The sequence below is a fragment of the Bifidobacterium sp. LH_512 genome (assembly GCF_056356435.1).
Window position 1 is genome coordinate 82077 of sequence record NZ_JBKEUE010000001.1, and the last position, 18404, is coordinate 100480.

Annotated in this window: 19 protein-coding genes and 2 tRNA genes; 13 read left to right on the forward strand and 8 right to left on the reverse strand. The window is 57.1% G+C overall.

All coding sequences use genetic code 11. From position 1 onward, the window contains the following. Window positions 1-90: 90 nt before the first annotated feature. The 3 genes from AC1AWD_RS00330 to coaD are packed head-to-tail and all read right to left on the reverse strand — an operon-like array spanning window position 91 to window position 1971. Window positions 91-687 (reverse strand): YceD family protein, encoded by a 597-nt coding sequence (locus tag AC1AWD_RS00330; protein WP_476563109.1) that lies wholly within the window; start codon window positions 685-687, stop codon window positions 91-93. 4 nt (window positions 688-691) lie between these two features. Beyond that, on the reverse strand, window positions 692-1441 hold the full coding sequence (locus AC1AWD_RS00335) for an ATP synthase subunit B family protein (RefSeq protein ID WP_476563110.1): 750 nt from the start codon (window positions 1439-1441) through the stop codon (window positions 692-694). After that, on the reverse strand, window positions 1441-1971 hold the full coding sequence (coaD, locus tag AC1AWD_RS00340; protein ID WP_476564492.1) for a pantetheine-phosphate adenylyltransferase: 531 nt from the start codon (window positions 1969-1971) through the stop codon (window positions 1441-1443). Before coaD ends, AC1AWD_RS00335 begins: the two co-directional genes overlap by 1 nt. 378 nt (window positions 1972-2349) lie before the next feature. Here coaD and AC1AWD_RS00345 point away from each other — a divergent pair, with 378 nt between their 5' ends. After that, entirely contained in the window at window positions 2350-2607 is a 258-nt protein-coding gene (locus tag AC1AWD_RS00345; RefSeq protein ID WP_476564494.1) for a DUF3039 domain-containing protein, read from the forward strand. Between the two features lie 215 nt (window positions 2608-2822). Here AC1AWD_RS00345 and AC1AWD_RS00350 read toward each other — a convergent pair whose 3' ends face one another. Then, window positions 2823-3278 (reverse strand): MerR family transcriptional regulator, encoded by a 456-nt coding sequence (locus AC1AWD_RS00350; RefSeq protein ID WP_476563111.1) that lies wholly within the window; start codon window positions 3276-3278, stop codon window positions 2823-2825. A gap of 134 nt (window positions 3279-3412) precedes the next feature. On the opposite strand from AC1AWD_RS00350, the gene AC1AWD_RS00355 reads away from it, so the two are divergent. Next, window positions 3413-4423 (forward strand): aldo/keto reductase, encoded by a 1011-nt coding sequence (locus AC1AWD_RS00355; protein WP_476563112.1) that lies wholly within the window; start codon window positions 3413-3415, stop codon window positions 4421-4423. 249 nt (window positions 4424-4672) lie between these two features. Here AC1AWD_RS00355 and AC1AWD_RS00360 read toward each other — a convergent pair whose 3' ends face one another. After that, a complete protein-coding gene (locus AC1AWD_RS00360; RefSeq protein WP_476564496.1) occupies window positions 4673-5995 on the reverse strand; it encodes a nicotinate phosphoribosyltransferase in 1323 nt (440 codons plus the stop codon). A gap of 272 nt (window positions 5996-6267) precedes the next feature. On the opposite strand from AC1AWD_RS00360, the gene rph reads away from it, so the two are divergent. From rph to AC1AWD_RS00380, 4 genes are all read left to right on the forward strand, one after another. After that, a complete protein-coding gene (rph, locus tag AC1AWD_RS00365) occupies window positions 6268-7032 on the forward strand; it encodes a ribonuclease PH (protein ID WP_476563113.1) in 765 nt (254 codons plus the stop codon). A 29-nt stretch (window positions 7033-7061) separates the two neighbouring features. After that, window positions 7062-7784 carry a non-canonical purine NTP pyrophosphatase gene (locus AC1AWD_RS00370; RefSeq protein ID WP_476563114.1) on the forward strand — a complete coding sequence of 241 codons (723 nt, stop codon included), beginning with the start codon at window positions 7062-7064 and terminating at the stop codon, window positions 7782-7784. Window positions 7785-7844: 60 nt separating this feature from the next. Further along, on the forward strand, window positions 7845-9110 hold the full coding sequence (locus tag AC1AWD_RS00375) for an aminoacyltransferase (RefSeq protein WP_476563115.1): 1266 nt from the start codon (window positions 7845-7847) through the stop codon (window positions 9108-9110). Window positions 9111-9191: 81 nt separating this feature from the next. After that, window positions 9192-10460, forward strand: a complete 1269-nt coding sequence (locus AC1AWD_RS00380) for an aminoacyltransferase (RefSeq protein ID WP_476563116.1) — start codon at window positions 9192-9194, stop codon at window positions 10458-10460. On the opposite strand, the gene AC1AWD_RS00385 is transcribed toward AC1AWD_RS00380, so the two are convergent. The 3 genes from AC1AWD_RS00385 to AC1AWD_RS00395 form a co-directional block, all read right to left on the reverse strand. Next, a complete protein-coding gene (locus tag AC1AWD_RS00385; protein WP_476563117.1) occupies window positions 10457-11455 on the reverse strand; it encodes an AEC family transporter in 999 nt (332 codons plus the stop codon). The genes AC1AWD_RS00380 and AC1AWD_RS00385 overlap by 4 nt on opposite strands. 148 nt (window positions 11456-11603) lie before the next feature. Further along, a tRNA-Leu gene (locus AC1AWD_RS00390) sits at window positions 11604-11684 on the reverse strand. Window positions 11685-11790: 106 nt separating this feature from the next. Continuing rightward, a tRNA-Thr gene (locus tag AC1AWD_RS00395) sits at window positions 11791-11863 on the reverse strand. A 146-nt stretch (window positions 11864-12009) separates the two neighbouring features. Here AC1AWD_RS00395 and AC1AWD_RS00400 point away from each other — a divergent pair. The 7 genes from AC1AWD_RS00400 to AC1AWD_RS00430 all read left to right on the forward strand — a co-directional run bounded on the left by AC1AWD_RS00400 (window position 12010) and on the right by AC1AWD_RS00430 (window position 18257). Then, window positions 12010-13446, forward strand: a complete 1437-nt coding sequence (locus tag AC1AWD_RS00400; protein ID WP_476563118.1) for an acyltransferase family protein — start codon at window positions 12010-12012, stop codon at window positions 13444-13446. A 201-nt stretch (window positions 13447-13647) separates the two neighbouring features. Continuing rightward, entirely contained in the window at window positions 13648-15345 is a 1698-nt protein-coding gene (gene pgi / locus AC1AWD_RS00405; RefSeq protein WP_476563119.1) for a glucose-6-phosphate isomerase, read from the forward strand. Window positions 15346-15420: 75 nt separating this feature from the next. Continuing rightward, window positions 15421-15873, forward strand: coding sequence for a DUF1893 domain-containing protein (locus tag AC1AWD_RS00410; RefSeq protein ID WP_476563120.1), 453 nt, complete (start codon window positions 15421-15423; stop codon window positions 15871-15873). 177 nt (window positions 15874-16050) lie between these two features. Continuing rightward, window positions 16051-16218 (forward strand): hypothetical protein, encoded by a 168-nt coding sequence (locus AC1AWD_RS00415; protein WP_476563121.1) that lies wholly within the window; start codon window positions 16051-16053, stop codon window positions 16216-16218. Window positions 16219-16230: 12 nt separating this feature from the next. Beyond that, a complete protein-coding gene (gene rplS / locus AC1AWD_RS00420; protein WP_476563122.1) occupies window positions 16231-16596 on the forward strand; it encodes a 50S ribosomal protein L19 in 366 nt (121 codons plus the stop codon). 136 nt (window positions 16597-16732) lie between these two features. After that, the gene (gene lepB, locus AC1AWD_RS00425) at window positions 16733-17497 is read left to right on the forward strand and encodes a signal peptidase I (protein ID WP_476563123.1); all 765 of its coding nucleotides are present in this window, start codon (window positions 16733-16735) and stop codon (window positions 17495-17497) included. Window positions 17498-17555: 58 nt separating this feature from the next. Further along, window positions 17556-18257: a ribonuclease HII gene (locus AC1AWD_RS00430; protein WP_476563125.1), complete on the forward strand. Its 702-nt coding sequence runs from the start codon at window positions 17556-17558 to the stop codon at window positions 18255-18257. The last annotated feature ends 147 nt before the right edge of the window (window positions 18258-18404 follow it).

Below are 18404 nucleotides of genomic sequence, written 5' to 3' on the forward strand. Positions count from 1 at the left end.
CAAAGATGCGCTGTCAGCGTGTAATTCCTTGGCAACTGCGTGTAATCCCCTGCAATTACGCGATTACTGCCGACTTTCGCTGCTTACTGTTTACTGTCCCTGCTCACGTTCCAGCTGGGCCTTCAATCCTTCCAACGCCGCAAAACGAATATCGGCAACATCATGATGATGATCAGGATTCTCATTCAAATCAACACCGCACTGCGAACACAGTCCCAGACAATCATCCTTGCACAGCGGCTGCATCGGCAACTCCTCAACCAAAGTGTCGCGCAGCAACGCTTCCAAATCAGCGAAAGCGCCGTTGTCAAGCAGCGGGTAGATGTCTTCCGACTCGTCCTCGCCGGCGATAATGTCAACGTCATCATTACCGGTATTCTTCGAATCCTGCGCCTCATAAGGGAAGAACGCGGTGACCGCAATGCCCCAATCGCGGCGAATCGGTTTCAGGCATCGTGTGCATTCGGCATGAACGGGCGCATTGATGTGGCCGGTGAAAATCAGGCCGTCAACGATGGAATCGAACGAACCCGTCACCTGGACGTCGGCGCCTTCCCCAACGCCGATGATCTCGTCGCCAATGCCACTGGGTGCGGGGAACGTCGTGTCAATCTCTTTGCTCTGACCGGGGCGTGCCGCGACCTGTGCCACGGAAACAGCCCACGGGGAATCTTCGGTACGTGCCATGAAATCAGTCCTCCGGATAATCGTTGGAATCGAGATGCGGCATATTGTCGCCGGCGGCGCGCTGACGTTCGCTCAGCACATTCAAACCGGCCTGCACGTCATGCTCAAGCTTGCCCAGCTGCTGCTGCAGACTTTCCATAACGGTGGTGCAATAGCGGTCAGCGCCCTGCGTCAAATGGTCCGCCTTCGTTTGCGCCTGATCGAGAATAGCACGCGCCTTCTGACGCGCGATCGAGGTGACGTTTTCCTGTCCGGCAAGGAACTGCGCCTGTTCGTTGGCTTCTCGAATCATGTCGGCGGAGCGGCTTTGTGCCGCGGCCACAATCGCATTGGACTGTGTCTGCGCGCTTTCCAAGCGGCGTTCGGCCTCGCGCATCAAAGCGGACGCGCGCTCCAACTGTACAGGCAGCATTTTCTTCAGCTGCTCCAGGCGGTCGATGAAATCCTCACGATCCACGCGTACCATATTCGGCGAGAATAGCGTTGCCTTCGCTTCATTCAACGTGTCTTCCAAGTCGTCGATGATGTCGTACACTGTGGTGAATTCCTCACGGCTTTTGTCGACTTCGCCATCGGGGTCAAGTGTTTCGCGCAAATCCGGCAGGCTTGGGATGGTGTGCTTGGGGACGGCATGCGTAGAAGCGGGTTTGGGCGTAGCCGGAGTTTCAGGGGCGGGTGCTGTCGGGGCAGGCGAAGTCGCCGTGGTCTCGGTTGCCGCCGGATTCGGTGTAGTCGTGGAAGTCTCGTCGGTCATCATGCTTCCTTCCCCGTAGTCGGCGTGATATCCGGTTCTTTATTCGGTTCCTTTTTCAGCGTTTCGGCGAGCAACGGAATGACGCAGTCAGGCACCATGCCTGTTACATCGCCGCCGTGGCGCGCGACATCCTTGACGATGGAGCTGGAAATGTGTTCGCGTATCGGGTCGGCGGGAAGAAACAGCGTCTCCACGCCCGACAGCTTGCGATTGACCAGTGCCATACCCAATTCGGCTTCATAATCGCCGTTCTGGCGCAGGCCTTTGACGATAACCGTCGCGCCTATCTTTTTGCAGTAGTCGGTAATCAGTCCGTCCGTGGACGCGACCTGCACGTTACGGCATCCGTCCTTATCAAGCGCCTGACGAATGATGTTGACGCGAGTTTGTTCGGAAAACATCGGTGTTTTCGCGGAATTTACAGCGACTACCACGTGCACTTTGTCGAAGAAGCGCGCGCAGCGTTCGATAACGTCCAAATGCCCGGAGGTGACCGGGTCATAGGATCCAGGGCATACAGCAATGGTCATAGCCATAAGACTACCGCGCATTATGGCGTTGACACGGCAGCGCACACGGTAATAGGCGGCGCGACCATGATGCAGTGGGGCTGGCACGACGGCTTGCAACGTTGAACGCGATGCGGTGTGAAGGCGAGGTGACAGGTTGCAGCATTGAACACGGTGCCGGGGAAAATCGTTCTTATGATTGCTGTGGCTATGATGTATGCGGATGGTCGCGTCGCCGTCGATGCGGCGAATGAAATGAATACATGAACTATAGGAGAGTCTGTGATGCAGAATTTGCAGGATGATGCCGCGGTGATGGAACTTCACGGCGTCCGCGTCGGCGGCGCCCGCATTGTAGGTGGCGTTTGTGCCAGTGGCTCTTATGCTGGTGACGTTCGCATGGAGGCCGAGCCGGATTCCTCTTCCGGCACCGCCGTATTGGAACGCCCAGAGGTTGAAGAGCGCACGGAAATGTCGGATAACGGCGATGCCGACCGTTTTGCGCATTACGTGTCGCGCGATCGTATCGCCGAGTCGCGTTTGACCGGCCGTCCGGTTGTGGCGCTGTGCGGCAAAGTGTGGGTGCCAAAGCATGACCCTTCGCAGTTTCCGGTCTGCCCCGACTGCAAGCGCATCTACGAAGAGATGATGCGCTGACCGTTGCTTCGCCCGGTCACATGTGCTGATGCTGACGACGCCCCTCAGCAGATGTGACCGTTTTTGGTCCGGTTTCCGGTCACACTTGCTGATGTAGAACGTATTCCTTCAGCAGGTGTGACCGTTTTAACCCTCTTTTTCGGTCACGCTTGCTGATGAGGTTTGTTCGCGTCAGCACATGTGACCGTTTTGTGGTTGTTCGAAGTCGGCTTGGGTCATGCATGCCGGGCGTCGGGGGTGTCTTGCCCGGAAAAATCCTTGCCATCGTAGTCGGCCCAATCGGGATGCGGCGTACCGTCTTCTATGCTGCGTTTGATGTCGCCGTAAAAACGCAGTTTTCGCAGCACATGCAAATAGGCCTCCTCCAATGCGCGTCGCTGCTCGACAATCGCATCGCGGCGTGCTTCCAATAATTCGACCATCTGCGAAATGTGGGCGTTTTCATCGCTTTCATATTCAAAGAATCGTTTCAATTCATCAATGCTCATGCCGGCATGCTTAAAGCATTGAATCGCTTCTAGTCGCGCAACATGCGACTCGTCATATATACGTTGTCCGGCTTCGGTGCGTGCGACTTCAGGCAGCAGTCCGCATTCTTCGTAATATCGCAGCGTTGACGGCTGCATTGCAAATCGATTCGCCAAATCTCGAATCGTATATGTTTTGCCCATAATCAGCCCCTTTTTGCAGCCTGCATGCTTTTCGCGTCGCCGCCGATGCGCTTCGCGCCATTTGCCTTTAAGTTTACTTGAAGTGAGACGATGGTAACGATATTTCATAAACGAACATATTCGAAGGAGCATCTTTGTTCGAAGCAACCGCCGTCTACACACCGGCTCCAAGCCGCTACGATTCCATGGCCTACAACCGCTGCGGTGCGAGCGGTCTGAAATTGCCGGCAGTCTCGCTCGGATTCTGGCATAATTTCGGCGAGCACACGCCGTACGAGACGATGAAGCAGCTGGTGTTCACCGCTTTCGACAACGGCATCACGCATTTCGACCTGGCCAATAATTACGGCCCGGAGCCGGGCAGCGCCGAAAAGAATTGCGGCCGCCTGCTGCGCGAATATTTCAGCCATCATCGCGATGAGCTGATCATCAGCACAAAGGCAGGCTATGAAATGTGGCCTGGCCCGTACGGCGATTTGGGCAGCCGCAAATATCTGCTGGCCTCGCTTGATCGAAGCCTTGAACGTCTCGGCTTGGAATATGTGGACATTTTCTACCATCACCGCATGGATCCGAACACTCCGCTGGAGGAGACGATGGGCGCGTTGGCGCAGGCGGTTTCTAGCGGCAAGGCGCTGTATGTGGGTCTTTCAAATTATGACGGCCCGACGCTGGAGAAGGCCACGGCGATTCTTTATGAGCTGCATGTGCCGTTCATCATCAACCAGAATCGTTACAACATTTTCGACCGAACGGTTGAAAGCAATGGCCTGAAAGAAACGTCGAAGCACTTGGGCAAAGGCATTATCACCTTCTCGCCGCTCGATCAGGGCCTGCTGACGAACCGTTATTTGCATGGCGTGCCCGCAGACAGCCGCATCGCTGCCGACGGTCGTTTCCTGCAGGAAAGCGCGCTGACGCCGGAACGCCTGCAGCAGATTCGCGAGCTGAATGATTTGGCCGCCGAACGAGGCCAGACTTTGGCTGAGATGGCGCTGGCCTGGCTGCTGCATGACGGCGTCGTCACGTCGGTGCTGATCGGCGCTTCCAAGCCGCAGCAGATTCTCGATAATATCGGCGCGCTGAAAAATACGACATTTGCTGATGAAGAGTTGCGTCGCATTGATGAGATTTCACTGCGATAAATCGCTTTCGATGTGACCGATGTTCGTGGATCATGCCGCCGCCGTCGGTTGAGTTGCATCGCTTCTTCGGCCTTTTCGGGCGGCATGCATTTTCGGGTGGTGCGCAACGATTGTCGCGGAAGATAATTGCGGCTGATAGGCGCCCCTGACGCGCCTTTTTGTGAGGTAATGAAATGCTTTGGGCCAATGTTCGAAAACATCGGCCCAAAGCATTTCATAGGTCTGATTGCGTCACAGCGCACCACAGTCTTACAGCACGGTGACTTCCGTCGGAATCGCCGGGTCGCCCTTCATTAGCGACTGTGCGGTAACCGGCAACTCGGCCAGCGCCTTCGCACGATATTCATGTGCTCTCACAATCGCATCGTGACCCTGATACTGCGCATCAATCTGCCCGTCGACCACGTAGTCGACCAGCAGACCCTTCCAGCCATCAGCCGGCTGGAACGCATCCAGCGCGGCCTCCGAGCCGGAAATCACATGCTCGCAATCAGCCAGGTTGTATTCGTATGAGCGATAGGCCAACTTTCGTCCCGGCACAGTGGCCTTATCTTTCGACTTCTTCGCGACCGGCTGCATCACGCCATCTGAATTCTCGCGCTCGGCCAGCTTGTACACCATCGCGCAGGTCGGCGCGCCCGAACCGGTCACCAGCATCGTGCCGACACCATACGAATCAACAGGCGCGGTCTGCAAGGCAGCCAGCGCATACTCGTCCAAATCATTGGTCACCGTGATCTTCGTATTCGTCGCGCCCAACGCATCCAACTGATTGCGTACACGCTGCGCCAACGACGCCAAGTCACCCGAATCGATTCGAACACCGCCCAATTCGGGGCCAGCCACTTCAATCGCGGTTTTCACGGCCTCTTCAATGTTGTACGTGTCAACAAGCAGCGTCGTATTGCGGCCCAGCGCGGCGATCTGCGATTCAAACGCGGAACGCTCATCGTCATGCACCAGCGTGAAGCAGTGCGCCGCCGTGCCGATCGCCTTCAAACCGTACATTTGCGCCGCCAGCAGGTTCGCCGTTCCCTTGAAGCCGCCGATCACCGCGGCGCGGGAGGCGGCCACGGCAGCCCACTCGTTCGTGCGGCGGCCACCCATATCCATGCACGGGCGATCCTTCGCGGCCGAAACCATGCGGGAGGCGGCCGACGCGACGGCGGAATCATAATTCAGAATGCTCAGCAGCAGCGTTTCCAGCAGCGTGCATTCGCCGAACGTGCCTTCAACTTGCAGAATCGGCGAATTCGGGAAGAACATTTCGCCTTCGCGGTAGCCTTTGATCGATCCGGAGAAATGGAAGTTTTCCAGCCACTGCAGCGTTTCCTTGCTCACGATATGGCGGTCGGCGAGGAAGCGCAGGTCTTCGTCGCGTAGGTGGAAGTTTTCCAGCGCATCCAGAATGCGCCCCGTTCCGGCGACCACGCCGTAACGGCGGCCTTCCGGTAGATGGCGCGTGAAAATCTCGAAAACACATTTGCGATTGGCGGTGCCGTCCCTCAGGCAGGCGTCGAGCATGGTGTATTCATACATATCGGTCATCATTGTCGGTGAAAAGTCCATGATTCCTCCCAGCGGCCTCGCTTTTACATATTCGCGTGGTATGCACGAAACAGTACTGATCAAGCCAATAGTCATGATAACTATATGTATGATTTGCGACGATTTTCGCTTGCCCGCCGTCGGTGTGTCCGCTGCTCGAACACTGCCGGCCTTGTGTGATCGCTGATTCGTCAGAAGATGTGAGGAATGATGTTCTTCATGATTGGCGGATGATGGGCGAGTGCTACGCTCGGCAGAGGCGAAAAATGATTGAAGAAAACGGCAGAAGGATATTCATGGCTGAGATCAAGGATTTGTTGGCAGGACATGTGGTATTGCGCGCGGATGGCCGCGCTGTGGACGAGTTGCGTCCGGTAAAGATCACCCGCAATTTCACTGACGTTCCGGAAGGCTCTGTGCTGATCGAATGCGGTAATACGCGTGTGATGTGCACGGCGACCTTCACTGCGGGCGTGCCGCGCTGGCGTAAGGATTCCGGCCTTGGCTGGGTTACCGCGGAATATGCGATGCTGCCGCGCGCCACGGCAGAGCGTACCGATCGTGAGTCCGTGCGCGGCAAAATCGGCGGCCGCACGCATGAGATCAGCCGTCTGATCGGCCGCTGTCTGCGCGGCGTCGTCGATATGAAGGCGCTGGGCGAAAATCAGATCCAAATCGATTGCGACGTGCTGCAGGCCGACGGCGGTACGCGTACTGCATCCATCACCGGTGCATACGTGGCGCTTGCGGATGCGCTGCGTTGGGCTGAAAAGAAGAAGCTCATCAAGCGTGCCGACCATGTGCTGAAAGACAGTGTGTCCGCCGTGTCCGTCGGCGTTATCAACGGTACGCCGATGCTGGATCTGCCGTATATCGAAGACAGCCAGGCCATGACCGATATGAATGTGGCCATGACCGGCTCCGGCGAATTCATTGAAATTCAGGGCACCGCCGAACACCGCCCGTTCAGTCGTGAGGAGCTCAACGCGCTGCTCGACTTGGCGCAGAAGGGCAATAAGGAACTGCAGGCCGCCCAACGTGCTGCCCTCGATCAGGCCTGAGGCAAGCCCACTTGGAAAGGATATAAGCCATGAACATCATCGTTGCCACGCATAACGAAGGCAAACTGGTGGAAATCCGCCGCATTCTGGAAGAACGCCTCGGTAAGGCCGCCGCCGGTGTGAATCTTATCTCCGCCGGCTCGCTGAATCTGCCTGATCCGGTGGAAGACGGCGTCACTTTCGAAGAGAATGCGCTTTTGAAAGCCCGCGACGTCGCAAGGCGCACCGGTTTTCCCGCAATCGCCGATGATTCCGGCCTGATCGTGGACGTTATGGGCAATGCGCCTGGAATTCTGTCCGCACGCTGGGCCGGCCGTCACGGTGATGACGCCGCCAACAATGCGCTGCTGCTCGCGCAGATCGCCGATATTCCGGATGCCAAGCGCTCGGCCCGATTCCGCTGCGCTGCGGCCCTTGTCGTGCCGAAGGCTGATTGGAATCGTGACATCACGGCAGCCGAAGTGTCTGCGGAGACCGGTGAAGTCGAAGGCGCTCCTTACGAAATCGTCAGCGAAACCGTGCAGTTAGGCGAAATGCCAGGCCGTATGCTGCGCGAAGCCCGCGGCGAAAACGGTTTCGGCTACGATCCGCTGTTTGTCCCGGACGACCAGCCCACCCGTGCCGCCAACGCTGTAGACGGCAGCGAAGGATTGACTTCCGCTGAAATGACGCCGGAAGAAAAGAACGCCATCTCCCACCGCGGCAAGGCCTTGCGCGCAATCGCCCCCGCCGTCGAAGAGCTGCTGCATTAAAAGCTGGCCGAAAGACCGCTCCAAAACCGCCTTTTTCTACCAACTGTGACAAGAGACAATATGCGATCGTTTACTGTGGTCAATCTGACGGAACAGGAATTCGACGAATTCTCCGCCAAACATCCGAACGGCAATTTCCAGCAAACCTCTGCCGCTGGCCGCCTGCGCGCCATGCAAGGCGTTCACGTCGAATATGTGGCGGTAAAAGAGCACGACGTCATCAAGGCCGCTGCGTTGCTGGAAGTGCATCACAGCCGCTTGTCGACTTTCGCCGTCGTACATGATGGTCCGCTATGCGATTTCACCGATACGGAATTGACGCGATATTTCCTTGAACGGTTGCGCGCTCGCGCCAAAAAGCTGAAGGCTTCCCAGCTGGAGATCACGCCGGAAGCCCCATACCGTCTGCGTGACTCATTCGGCGAGCCGCTGCCGGGAAAGGAAGGCGCGCCGCACAACGCCGAAATCGCCACCTTGCAGGCCTGCGGCATGGAACATGCCGGCCTCACCGTTGGCTACACGGCAGTGCCGCGTTGGCGCTATGTCAAGGATCTTGCCGGCGTCAGCAATGAATCCGAGCTGCTGAAAACTTACGATAAGCGCACGCAGTGGAGCGTGAAGCGCGCCGCCTCCATGGGCGTGCACGTGCGCGAACTTGAGGAATCCGAGCTGCAAACATTCGCGGACATCGAACAGGCGACTGCGGAACGTCGCAGTTTCGAATATCGCGGCGCCGAATATTTCCGTCGTTTCAAACAGACGTACGGAAACAAAGCGCATTTTATGGTCGCTGAAATCCATGTCGGCGAATACACGGCCGATATGGAACGCAAATGTGCGGCGCTCGTCGATAAGGTGTCCCAATTGCAAGCCCGCTATGAGCAGCGCGCCACTACGAAATTGCAGCGTCAGCTTGGCGAGGAGCAGCGCAATCTTGAAGCTGCACGCAAACGTTTGGACGAGGCGCAGCGTTTGGCTCGGCGCGGCGATGTGCTTCCGGCTGCGGCGTCGCTGTTCGTTGAGCATCCTCGCGAGGTGATTTACCTGTTTTCGGGTAGCGTTGAAGAATACAAGCCGTTCTATGCGTCGGCGCTGATCCAGCATGATACGATGTTGCATTTATGCGTGGAACGTGGCGTGAAACGTTATAATTTCTATGGCATTGACGGTGTGTTCGACGATCCGAATTCGCAAGGTCGCGGCGTGCTCGAGTTCAAGCAGGGGTTCAACGGCTATGTTGAAGAGCTGATGGGTGAATTCACCATGGTGTGCCGCCCTCTTTCCTATGTGGCGAAGCGTTTCGTGCATCGTGTGTTGAACAGGTGAACTTCTTCGCTTCGGTCGATCAGACCAAGGCGTATCGGCTACCATGCTGCGACGGCGACGAATACGAATGGATGATGATAGATGAGCAATGATTCTTGGTGTGCACGCGAATTGAGCGATGACGAGTTTGACGCATTGTCTGCGTCTCATGTGGATGGCGGATTCCAGCAGACGTCGGCGATGCGTCGCATGGTCGCCGTCCGCGGTTTGCAGTCTGCGCTGATTGGTTTGACGGATGAATCCGGCAAGCCTGTTGCCGGTGCGATGATTGCGTATACGCCGAGTCGTCTCGGCTTTGAAGGATCGATCTGGCTGGGTCCGCTGTGTGATCCGCATAATACGGCGATGCTGCAGGCGATGACGAAGGCGATTGCCGATGATGCGCGTAGCCGTCACGCCATCAGCGTGTCCTGTTGGCCGGATGATGTGTATCGTTTGCATGATTCCGATGGTGGGCCGTCTGCCGCCGCGGACGACGCGATGATGACCTCCTATGCCGCTGCCGGTTGGAAGCATGGAGGTTTTACGCGCGGTTATGATTCTGTGATTAATCGTTGGGTGTATGTGAAGGATTTGACCGGTTTCGCCGATGCTGACGCATTGTTGGCCTCATATTCCAAGAACACGCGTCGCAATGTGAAAATCGCACGCAATAGTGGTGTGGAAGTGCGCAAGATGACGCGTGATGAGTTGGGAACGTTCCATGATATTTGTGAAATGAGCAGTGTGAAGCAGCATTTTGCGAATCGTTCGTTGGAGTATTTCCAGCGTGTATTCGATATGTTCGGCGACGACGCCGAATTCATTATTGCCGAAGTGCATTTGGATCGTTATTTGGCGTCGTGGCAAGACAAGGTCGCCAAAGGGGAGAAGGATGTGGCGCGTCTGACCAAGTCGTTGCAAACGACGAAGTATCCGGATGATGTTCGTAAGAAGTTGGATACGGCGAATAAGAATCTGGAGGCTTCCCGTAAACGCGTCGTCGATGCGAATGAGCGCATCGCCCGCGATGGCCGAGTGGTTCCGGTTGCGGCCGGCCTGTTCATGTGGCATAAGCGTGAACTGGTGTATTTCTCCAGCGGTTCCGACGAGCGCTATGCGAAGTTCTATGCGCCGACGGCCATTCAGCATGAGATGATGTCTCGCTGTCTGGAACGTGGCATCACTCGTTACAACTTCTATGGCATCGATGGCGTGTTCGATGATCCGAATTCGGCCGGCCGTGGCGTTTTGGAGTTCAAGCAGGGCTTCAACGGTTATATTGAGGAGTTGGCCGGCGAATTCACCTTGCCGGTGAATAAGCTGCTGTTCTTTTTGAAAGAAACCGCTGCGAAGCTGCTGAAGCGTTAGCCGACAATCAGGTGCAATCCCGTCATCATCAACATGCCGATGATGGCGGTGATCGACAGGTTGAATCCTGCCAGTTTCGCATTGCCCAACACCTTGTCCGTGAACAGCGTGGAGAACACGGCGACCGGTGCGAGCGTACACATCATGATCGTTTCGCGCGTCAAAGCGTCAAACGGTAGCAGGAACCATGCGGCGGCGGCGAAAAGAATGCCGAACGGCAGCCGCCATGCAAGCACTTCCGCCATGGATTTCAGATCGTTCTTCGATGATGGCAGGTCCGTCAGCATGCCGACCATCAGCATTGCGCAGAAGGCGTTGGCGTTTGAGAACGGTTCCGATACGGTGACCACCCATTGTGGAAACTGTACGTTGGCCAACATCAGAATGATCATCAGCAGATATGTGTCGAATGACACTGAGCCGAAGAATCCCTTCATCACGTTGCGCAGTAAGGCGTGGTGCGCCAGCCGTTTTGCGTCTTTGTCGGTCGGCTTGGTGTAGGGCAGCGTCGGTGCGGAGCCAGCGCCTTGTTCGGCGAGGGTTTTGCCTGGTTCGATGTGCAGTAGTGTCTGTGTCATTACATTCGTGCCGGCGGCGACCATAACGCAGTTGCCGACGTCGAACATGGCGGCCGGCACGATGGCTGAAGTGCCGAGGAACGCTTGTACGACGGGAAAACAGAAGCAGCCGATATTGAAGCCTGCGCCGTTGAGCATAAGAAAAGCACGCTGTGTGACCGGTCGTTTCGACGTCGCAAAGTAGATCAGCACTGGAGGAAGCGCGGCGACACAGAATCCGAATACGGAAATCCACAGCAGACTGATGTCATGTGGATTGGTCGCGAACGAGTGAATGATTGCGCCGGGCAGCGCCAAATTGAATAATGCGACTTGGATGATGCGATAGTCGCGTTGCCCGAAAAGGCCGAGGCGTTTGAACAGGTATCCGACGATGACGATAAGCAGCAGTGTGATTGGTTGGATGATTGCTGACATGATGCCTTCTTCAGATTATTGCTTCGCTGATTTGACTAAGTAAAAGTTATCATTTTTCGCCATCATGATGCCTCGTATGCTGCATTGCAATGCTGGCAACGTGTAGAAAACGGCGATATAAAGCCATTGTCATGAGGTGAAGATTGGGTGCGCGAGATGGGACTCGAACCCACACGTCAAAGACACAGGAACCTAAATCCTGCGCGGCTACCAATTACGCCACTCGCGCGGAGCATGCCGACGGTATTCGGCGGCAGCATCATAATCGTTGATATTGCCTAAATCCTGCCGATATGCAAAACCCTAGACGGAACAAATCCAATCTAGGGCGACAGAGCCACTTGACAGAATCGAACTGTCGACCTGCTCATTACGAGTGAGCCGCTCTACCGACTGAGCTAAAGTGGCATGATGCCCGGGAGGCATTCGCCAGCCGCGCACAAGATATTTAGTATAACTGGATATTTCGACTTGTCCAATTCAAGCGGTGTAGACAGTGTTCCGGCGTGTCGTTTATACGCGTAAGTCATGTTACGACGCGTTATTCTGTGCACATGACTACGCCCACGAAAACGCCCGCGCGCGGCAGCATCGGCAATCATGTCAGCAATAATGCCGGCATCAGTGTCGCCTGCAGCATTACTGGCGACAATCATGCCGTCGACAATTGCGCAATGCAGAATCACGCAGATCGAAATTGCGCATCCGACGATTGCGCATCAGCCAAAGCCGATCGCGCTCCCGCCAGACGCATGCTGTCAGTCGAAATACTGCGTCTGGCCGCAATCTGCAGCATCGCCATATTCCACACGTTTTCGCCGTTCTTCGACCAATCCGTGATGTTGGGGCCGCTGCAGGGGGCGGAAGCGGTGTCGCAATCCGGTTTGATCGCTGCAATCGCATCATCGCGCATCGCGATGTGGGCGCTGTCGATGATGATGTTTTTGGGCTCGTGGGGCAATCATGTGTTTTTCATGATTTCCGGCTTTTTCCTGATTCCCCGCATGGCGCAGCACTCCTATGAGCCTGCATATTGGCGCTCTGAAGGCAAATCGACGCTGCGCCGCTGCATGTATGCCGCGGCGACGGTGGCGTTTTATCTGCTGGTCGCGCTTGCGGTGAATCGTTGGATCGTTCCGATTCCGGGCGTCGGTTCGGTTTCGTCGCTGACGGTCGGCTTGGAATTCATTTGGCTGTATGTGGCGTTCGTTGTTGTCTCGCCGCTCGTGGCATGGATTTTGGCGCGTCTGCGGCCTCGCATAACGGTTGCGCTTGCGGCGTTGGCTTTGATCGCGGTGTATGCGTTGAATATGTCGATCGCATCGGGTGTGGGCGTTTCCGGCGTGAGCTTCGAGCTTTCGGATTGGCGAAAATTGATGAGTGCGGTGACATACGCGGTGTCGTTCGCGCTGGCTGGCGCGCTTGGTATGACTTTGCGTCGTGCGCAGGATGATTCGCTGCCGAAGACTCATTGGCGCGCGGCGTTGCGGTCGCGCGCGTTCTGGCTGCGTGTTGTCGTCGCCATCGAACTGGCGATGGTCGTGTGCTGCGTCATCGCCGTAAGCGGCCCGACATATGCGATGGCGCGCATGCTGTCGTTCAAATCGACGTCGGTGCTGTCGTTTGCGCTTGCCGTTGCCATGGTGATGGCGGCGGTGTGCGGCGACGCCGCTTCGAAAAATTCGGATGACGCCGCCTCTTCACACACCAAGCGTTGCGCTCGTCGCCTGGTTGTGGCGTTGGCATCGGGGATTTTGGGATTTTATATTGTGCAGTCGCTGATGTATCCGCTGTGGTCGGCGGCGCGGCAGTTTCTGATGACGCCGTTGCTGCGGTATGCGGCTTCAGCGCAGGGCGCCGCATATGTTGGATGGATGCTGGGTTGGTTTGCCGCCGGTATCGCTTTTTCGTGTTGTTTTGTACTGGTGGTGTGCGTGGCTGATCGTGTGGTACGGCGTCCTGTTCTGCGCGCTGTGCATATGTCGAAATAATTGTTTGTTTGATTGATTGATGTTGTCGGGAGAATTTCGGCTGAATCGTGCCTTTGTGAGCGATAACGTTCGACTGTATGCAGGTTTTGTGTTGTTCTGTCGGCTTTTGTGGGTATCTTGTGAGGTGAAGGAATACGGCGTGAAACGTTGGTTTTCAGCGAATTGCGTCGCTTCGTGTGATGATGAAAGGACCTAATCACTATGGCCATCAATCCTCCTGTTGACGCCACTAAGACCCCGGAGTGGGCTGCGCTGCAGAAGCATTACGATGAAATGCAGGCCGAAGGCATCAGCCTCAAGGAATGGTTCGCCGAAGACGAGAACCGTGTCGAGAAGCTGAGCTTCGATGCCGGCGATCTGCACTTCGATTTCTCCAAGAACCTGATCAAGCCGGAAACCCTGCAGCTGTTCGCCGACCTTGCCAAGGCCGTCAAGTTGGAAGAGCGCACCAAGGCCATGTACTCCGGCGAGCACATCAACAACACCGAAGACCGCGCCGTGCTGCACACCGCGCTGCGTCGTCCGGCCGAGGATGAAGGCAAGTTCATCGTCGATGGTCAGGACACCGTCAAGGATGTCCATGAGGTTCTGAATCGCATCTACGCCTTCGCCGAGAAGGTTCGTTCCGGCGAATGGACCGGCGTCTCCGGCAAGAAGATTGAAACCGTGGTCAATATCGGCATCGGCGGCTCCGACCTCGGCCCCGTCATGGTGTACGAAGCACTGAAGCCGTACGCTGACGCCGGCATCTCCGCCCGCTACGTCTCCAACATCGACCCGAACGACATCGCTGAGAAGACCAAGGGCCTCGATCCGGAAACCACTCTGTTCATCGTTGTTTCCAAGACCTTCACCACCCTGGAAACCCTGACTAACGCTCGTGAAGCCCGCACCTGGCTGCTCGAAACCCTGAAGGCCGCTGGTGCCATCGACGGCTCCGACGCTCAGAACGCCGACGCCATCCGCAAGCACTTCGTCGCAGTCTCCACCAACCTGGAGAAGGTCGCCGAGTTCGGCATCGACCCGGAGAACGCCTTCGGCTTCTGGAACTGGGTCGGCGGCCGTTACTCCGTCGATTCCGCCGTCGGCACCTCCCTGGCCGTCGTGTTCGGTCCGGAACGCTTCGAAGAGTTCCTCAAGGGCTTCCACGCCATCGACGAATATTTCGCCACCGTGCCGTTCGAGAAGAACGCCGTCGTGCTCATGGGCATGCTGAACGTGTGGTACCGCAACTTCTTCAAGGCCGCTTCCCACGCCGTGCTGCCGTACAACCAGTACCTGCACCGCTTCCCGGCCTACCTGCAGCAGCTGACCATGGAATCCAACGGCAAGTCCGTGCGTTGGGACGGCACTCCGGTCACCTCCGAGACCGGCGAAATCTTCTGGGGCGAGCCGGGCACCAACGGCCAACACGCCTTCTACCAGCTGATCCACCAGGGCACCCAGCTGATCCCGGCCGACTTCATCGCCTTCGTGAACACCGCCAACCCGGCCAAGGATTCCGGCCAGGACGTGCACGAGCTGTTCCTGGGCAACTACCTGGCTCAGACCAAGGCCCTGGCCTTCGGCAAGACCGCTGACGAAGTACGCGCTGAGGGCACTCCGGAAGAAATCGTTCCGGCCCGCGTGTTCACCGGCAACCGTCCGACCACATCCATCCTCGGCGTGGCCCTGACCCCGTTCGCAGTCGGCGAACTCATCGCCCTCTACGAGCACATCACCTTCGTTGAAGGCACCGTGTGGGGCCTGGACTCCTACGATCAGTGGGGCGTCGAACTGGGCAAGCAGCTGGCCAAGGAAATCACCCCGGCCATCTCCCAGGATGACGAAGCCCTGGCCGCTCAGGACGCTTCCACCCAGAGCCTGATCAGGTTCTACCGCGCACATCGCGAGTTCTGATTCGGTTTAGGACAGCAGCCTGGTCCGTCGCCTGTTTGCCTCCGATTCGTCAAAGCGTGTGACATCATGTGAAACATGATCGAACATGATATGACTGATTGGAACAAGGCGAAGGAACAGCTGTTTTCCGACGATACGCTTGGCGCCGTGGCATGTTCCGGCAGCAGTATGCTGACCGGGGCAGGCCGCGGCGTCAAGCCGTTATTGAGCTGGTTGGCCCAAGGCATATCGCTACAAGGCTACAGCGCCGCCGATCGAGTGGTCGGCAAGGCCGCGGCACTGCTGTACACCAAACTCGGCGTCTGCGCGGTGTACGCGCAGACGATGAGCGAAGGCGGGCTTGCGACGTTGCGGGCCCACGGCATCGAGTCCGCATACGGCGAACTGGTGCCGATGATTCTCAATCGCACCAAATCCGGCATGTGCCCGATCGAATCCTCCGTGCTGAACGTCAGCGATGTCGACGAAGCGGAACAAGCCATTCGTACCGCCGTCGCCAAGTTAATGGCCGCGCGATCGGCGCAGTAATCGGCGTAATAATCAGCGCGGACTCGTACCCCCCCCAAAAAAAAACCGTTAAAACCACGTGGTTCTAACGGTTTGGGGTCTTGGCGGGCCTGTGAAATCGTTAAAACCGCGTGGTTTTAACGATTTAGTGTGGGGATGATGATTCGTCACTGATCTCGTGTACAATTCTTGGTTGCTGTGTCGAGGGATCGGCCGCCGCATAAGCGGGTCTCTCCGAAGGGTCCAGCCGGACTGGTTTTCGGCGGATTGACAGGCTTCCTGAAGGCAAACCTGAAGGAATACGAGTTAGGCGTTTCCGTGTTTTTCAAGGAACGCCCCGACACGCGCACTGATATGCGGCAGTGACAGGAGATAGCAATGGTTAACGCTATTGACGCTTTCGACGCCAAGCACATGAAACCGGCCGAGGAAATTCCGGCCTTCCGTCCGGGCGACACCGTCGACGTGAACGTGAAGATCAAGGAAGGCAACAACTCCCGTATCCAGACCTTCACCGGCGTGGTCATCGCCCGTCAGGGCGGCGGCGTCCGTGAAACCTTCGTCGTTCGTAAGATTAGCTTCGGCACCGGTGTGGAGCGCCGCTTCCCGCTGCACTCCCCGTCCATCGACTCCATCAAGCTGGTCCGCAAGGGCCGTGTGCGTCGCGCCAAGCTGTACTACCTGCGCGCTCTGCGCGGTAAGGCCGCTCGTATCGCCGAGCGTCGCGACAACAGCGCCAAGTGAGCTGTATCCGGCACGATTAGTGTGGAATAACAACCCGGCAGTCCATCGCAGGCTGCCGGGTTTTTGCATGAGGCCTCGCTATGATTGGGCCTCATGGCGTATGCCAGCCAGAGAACACATGGGCAAGGGGGGAGCGATGCCGGCGGAAACAGATGAGAACCTTCAGGCGCGACGAGACCTGCACACCGTCATGATCGCCGATCACGGAGTCAATCCGGCGCCTGTCCCTGAAATGCCCAAGCAGACGGAACGTCCGGCGCATGAGACGCGCAAACGCGGGAGCGAAAGCTTCGGCATTCGTGATTTTCTTATCTGGTGCGGCATCCCGGTCATCGTGATGCTGCTGATCCGTATCTTCCTGCTCGGTTTCTATGTCATCCCATCCGGCTCAATGATGGATACGATCCAGATCGGCGATCGTGTTATCGGTACGAAACTCACCCCGTCGGTATTCGATCTTGAACGCGGCGACATCGTCGTGTTCCGGGATCCCGATAATTGGCTGGCGGAAAACCAGACGTCTTCCGGCGGCGAGGAATATCTCATCAAACGCCTCATCGGGCTTCCCGGCGACACCGTCGCCTGCAAGGGGCCAGGCCAGCCGGTGACCGTCAACGGCGAAGCCATTGATGAAAGCGCGTATCTGCGTGAAGGCGTCAATCCCAGCGATTTCGCATTTAGCGCCACCGTCGAGGAGGGGCATATTTTCGTTATGGGAGACAACCGTTCGAATTCCGCCGATTCACGGTATCATCTGGACGAATCCACACATGGCATGGTGCCGATTGACAATGTGGCCAGCGTGGCGGTCGCCACATATTGGCCGGCCGACCACATGGGGTTGCTTGACTCGCATCGCGAAGTCTTCGAGAAGATCCCCGATGCGCAAAGCGCGCAATAAGCCACTCGAATCGTGCAATTCACGACGCGCCCATGCGCACGCGGCAAAGGAGTCTGACATGGCTGTATCCGTCACGCCAACATTGGATATGGAGCGTGAACTGGCGAGTCAAGGGTATGACCTGATCGTGGGATTCGACGAAGTCGGCCGCGGTTCGCTTGCCGGACCGGTTATGGTGGGCGCCGCCGCGATCTGGACGCGTGATTTGCCGGCCTTGGCCGTACCGCAAGGCGTTGCCGATTCGAAAATGCTCACCGAGCACCGCCGTGAGGCCATAGTCGACGAGCTCAAACAATGGTGTGCGCTCTGGGCTGTGGGGTCGGCCACCAATACCGAAATCGACGAATGGGGTATCAGTCACGCGCTCGGCATCGCCGCATTGCGTGCCCTCGACCAAGCGGAACGCCAACTGAAATTGGATGGCGCCAGCGAGTCCCCAATTCGCGTTGGTGTAATCCTCGACGGTCCCAATGATTACATCAGCAAAGCCATGGACACTTTCGACGCGCCAGCCGTACCAATCCCAGCGCATGTCGTCACCAAAGTCAAAGGCGACCAGCATTGCGCATCAGTCGCCGCGGCGGCCGTCATCGCCAAAGTCGCGCGAGATCATCTGATGATGCATTTGGCACGCAGCAAGCCCGAATACGCCGTCTACGAATGGGAGCGCAACAAAGGCTATGGATCGGCCGCACACCGCGCAGCCATCGCCGAGTACGGTCCCAGCACGCTGCATCGTCTTAGTTGGCACCTGTGTTGAACGCGCCAGGCATATCCCATCTATGGCCTAGGTCACACTTACCCTCTCGCGCCTTTCTCGTCTCGTGCGCCGTCCCGCAGGACGTCATCCAAACGGATGACGTCGCTTCCACGTCATGCGCATGATTCATCCCGCTGCCCGATGGTC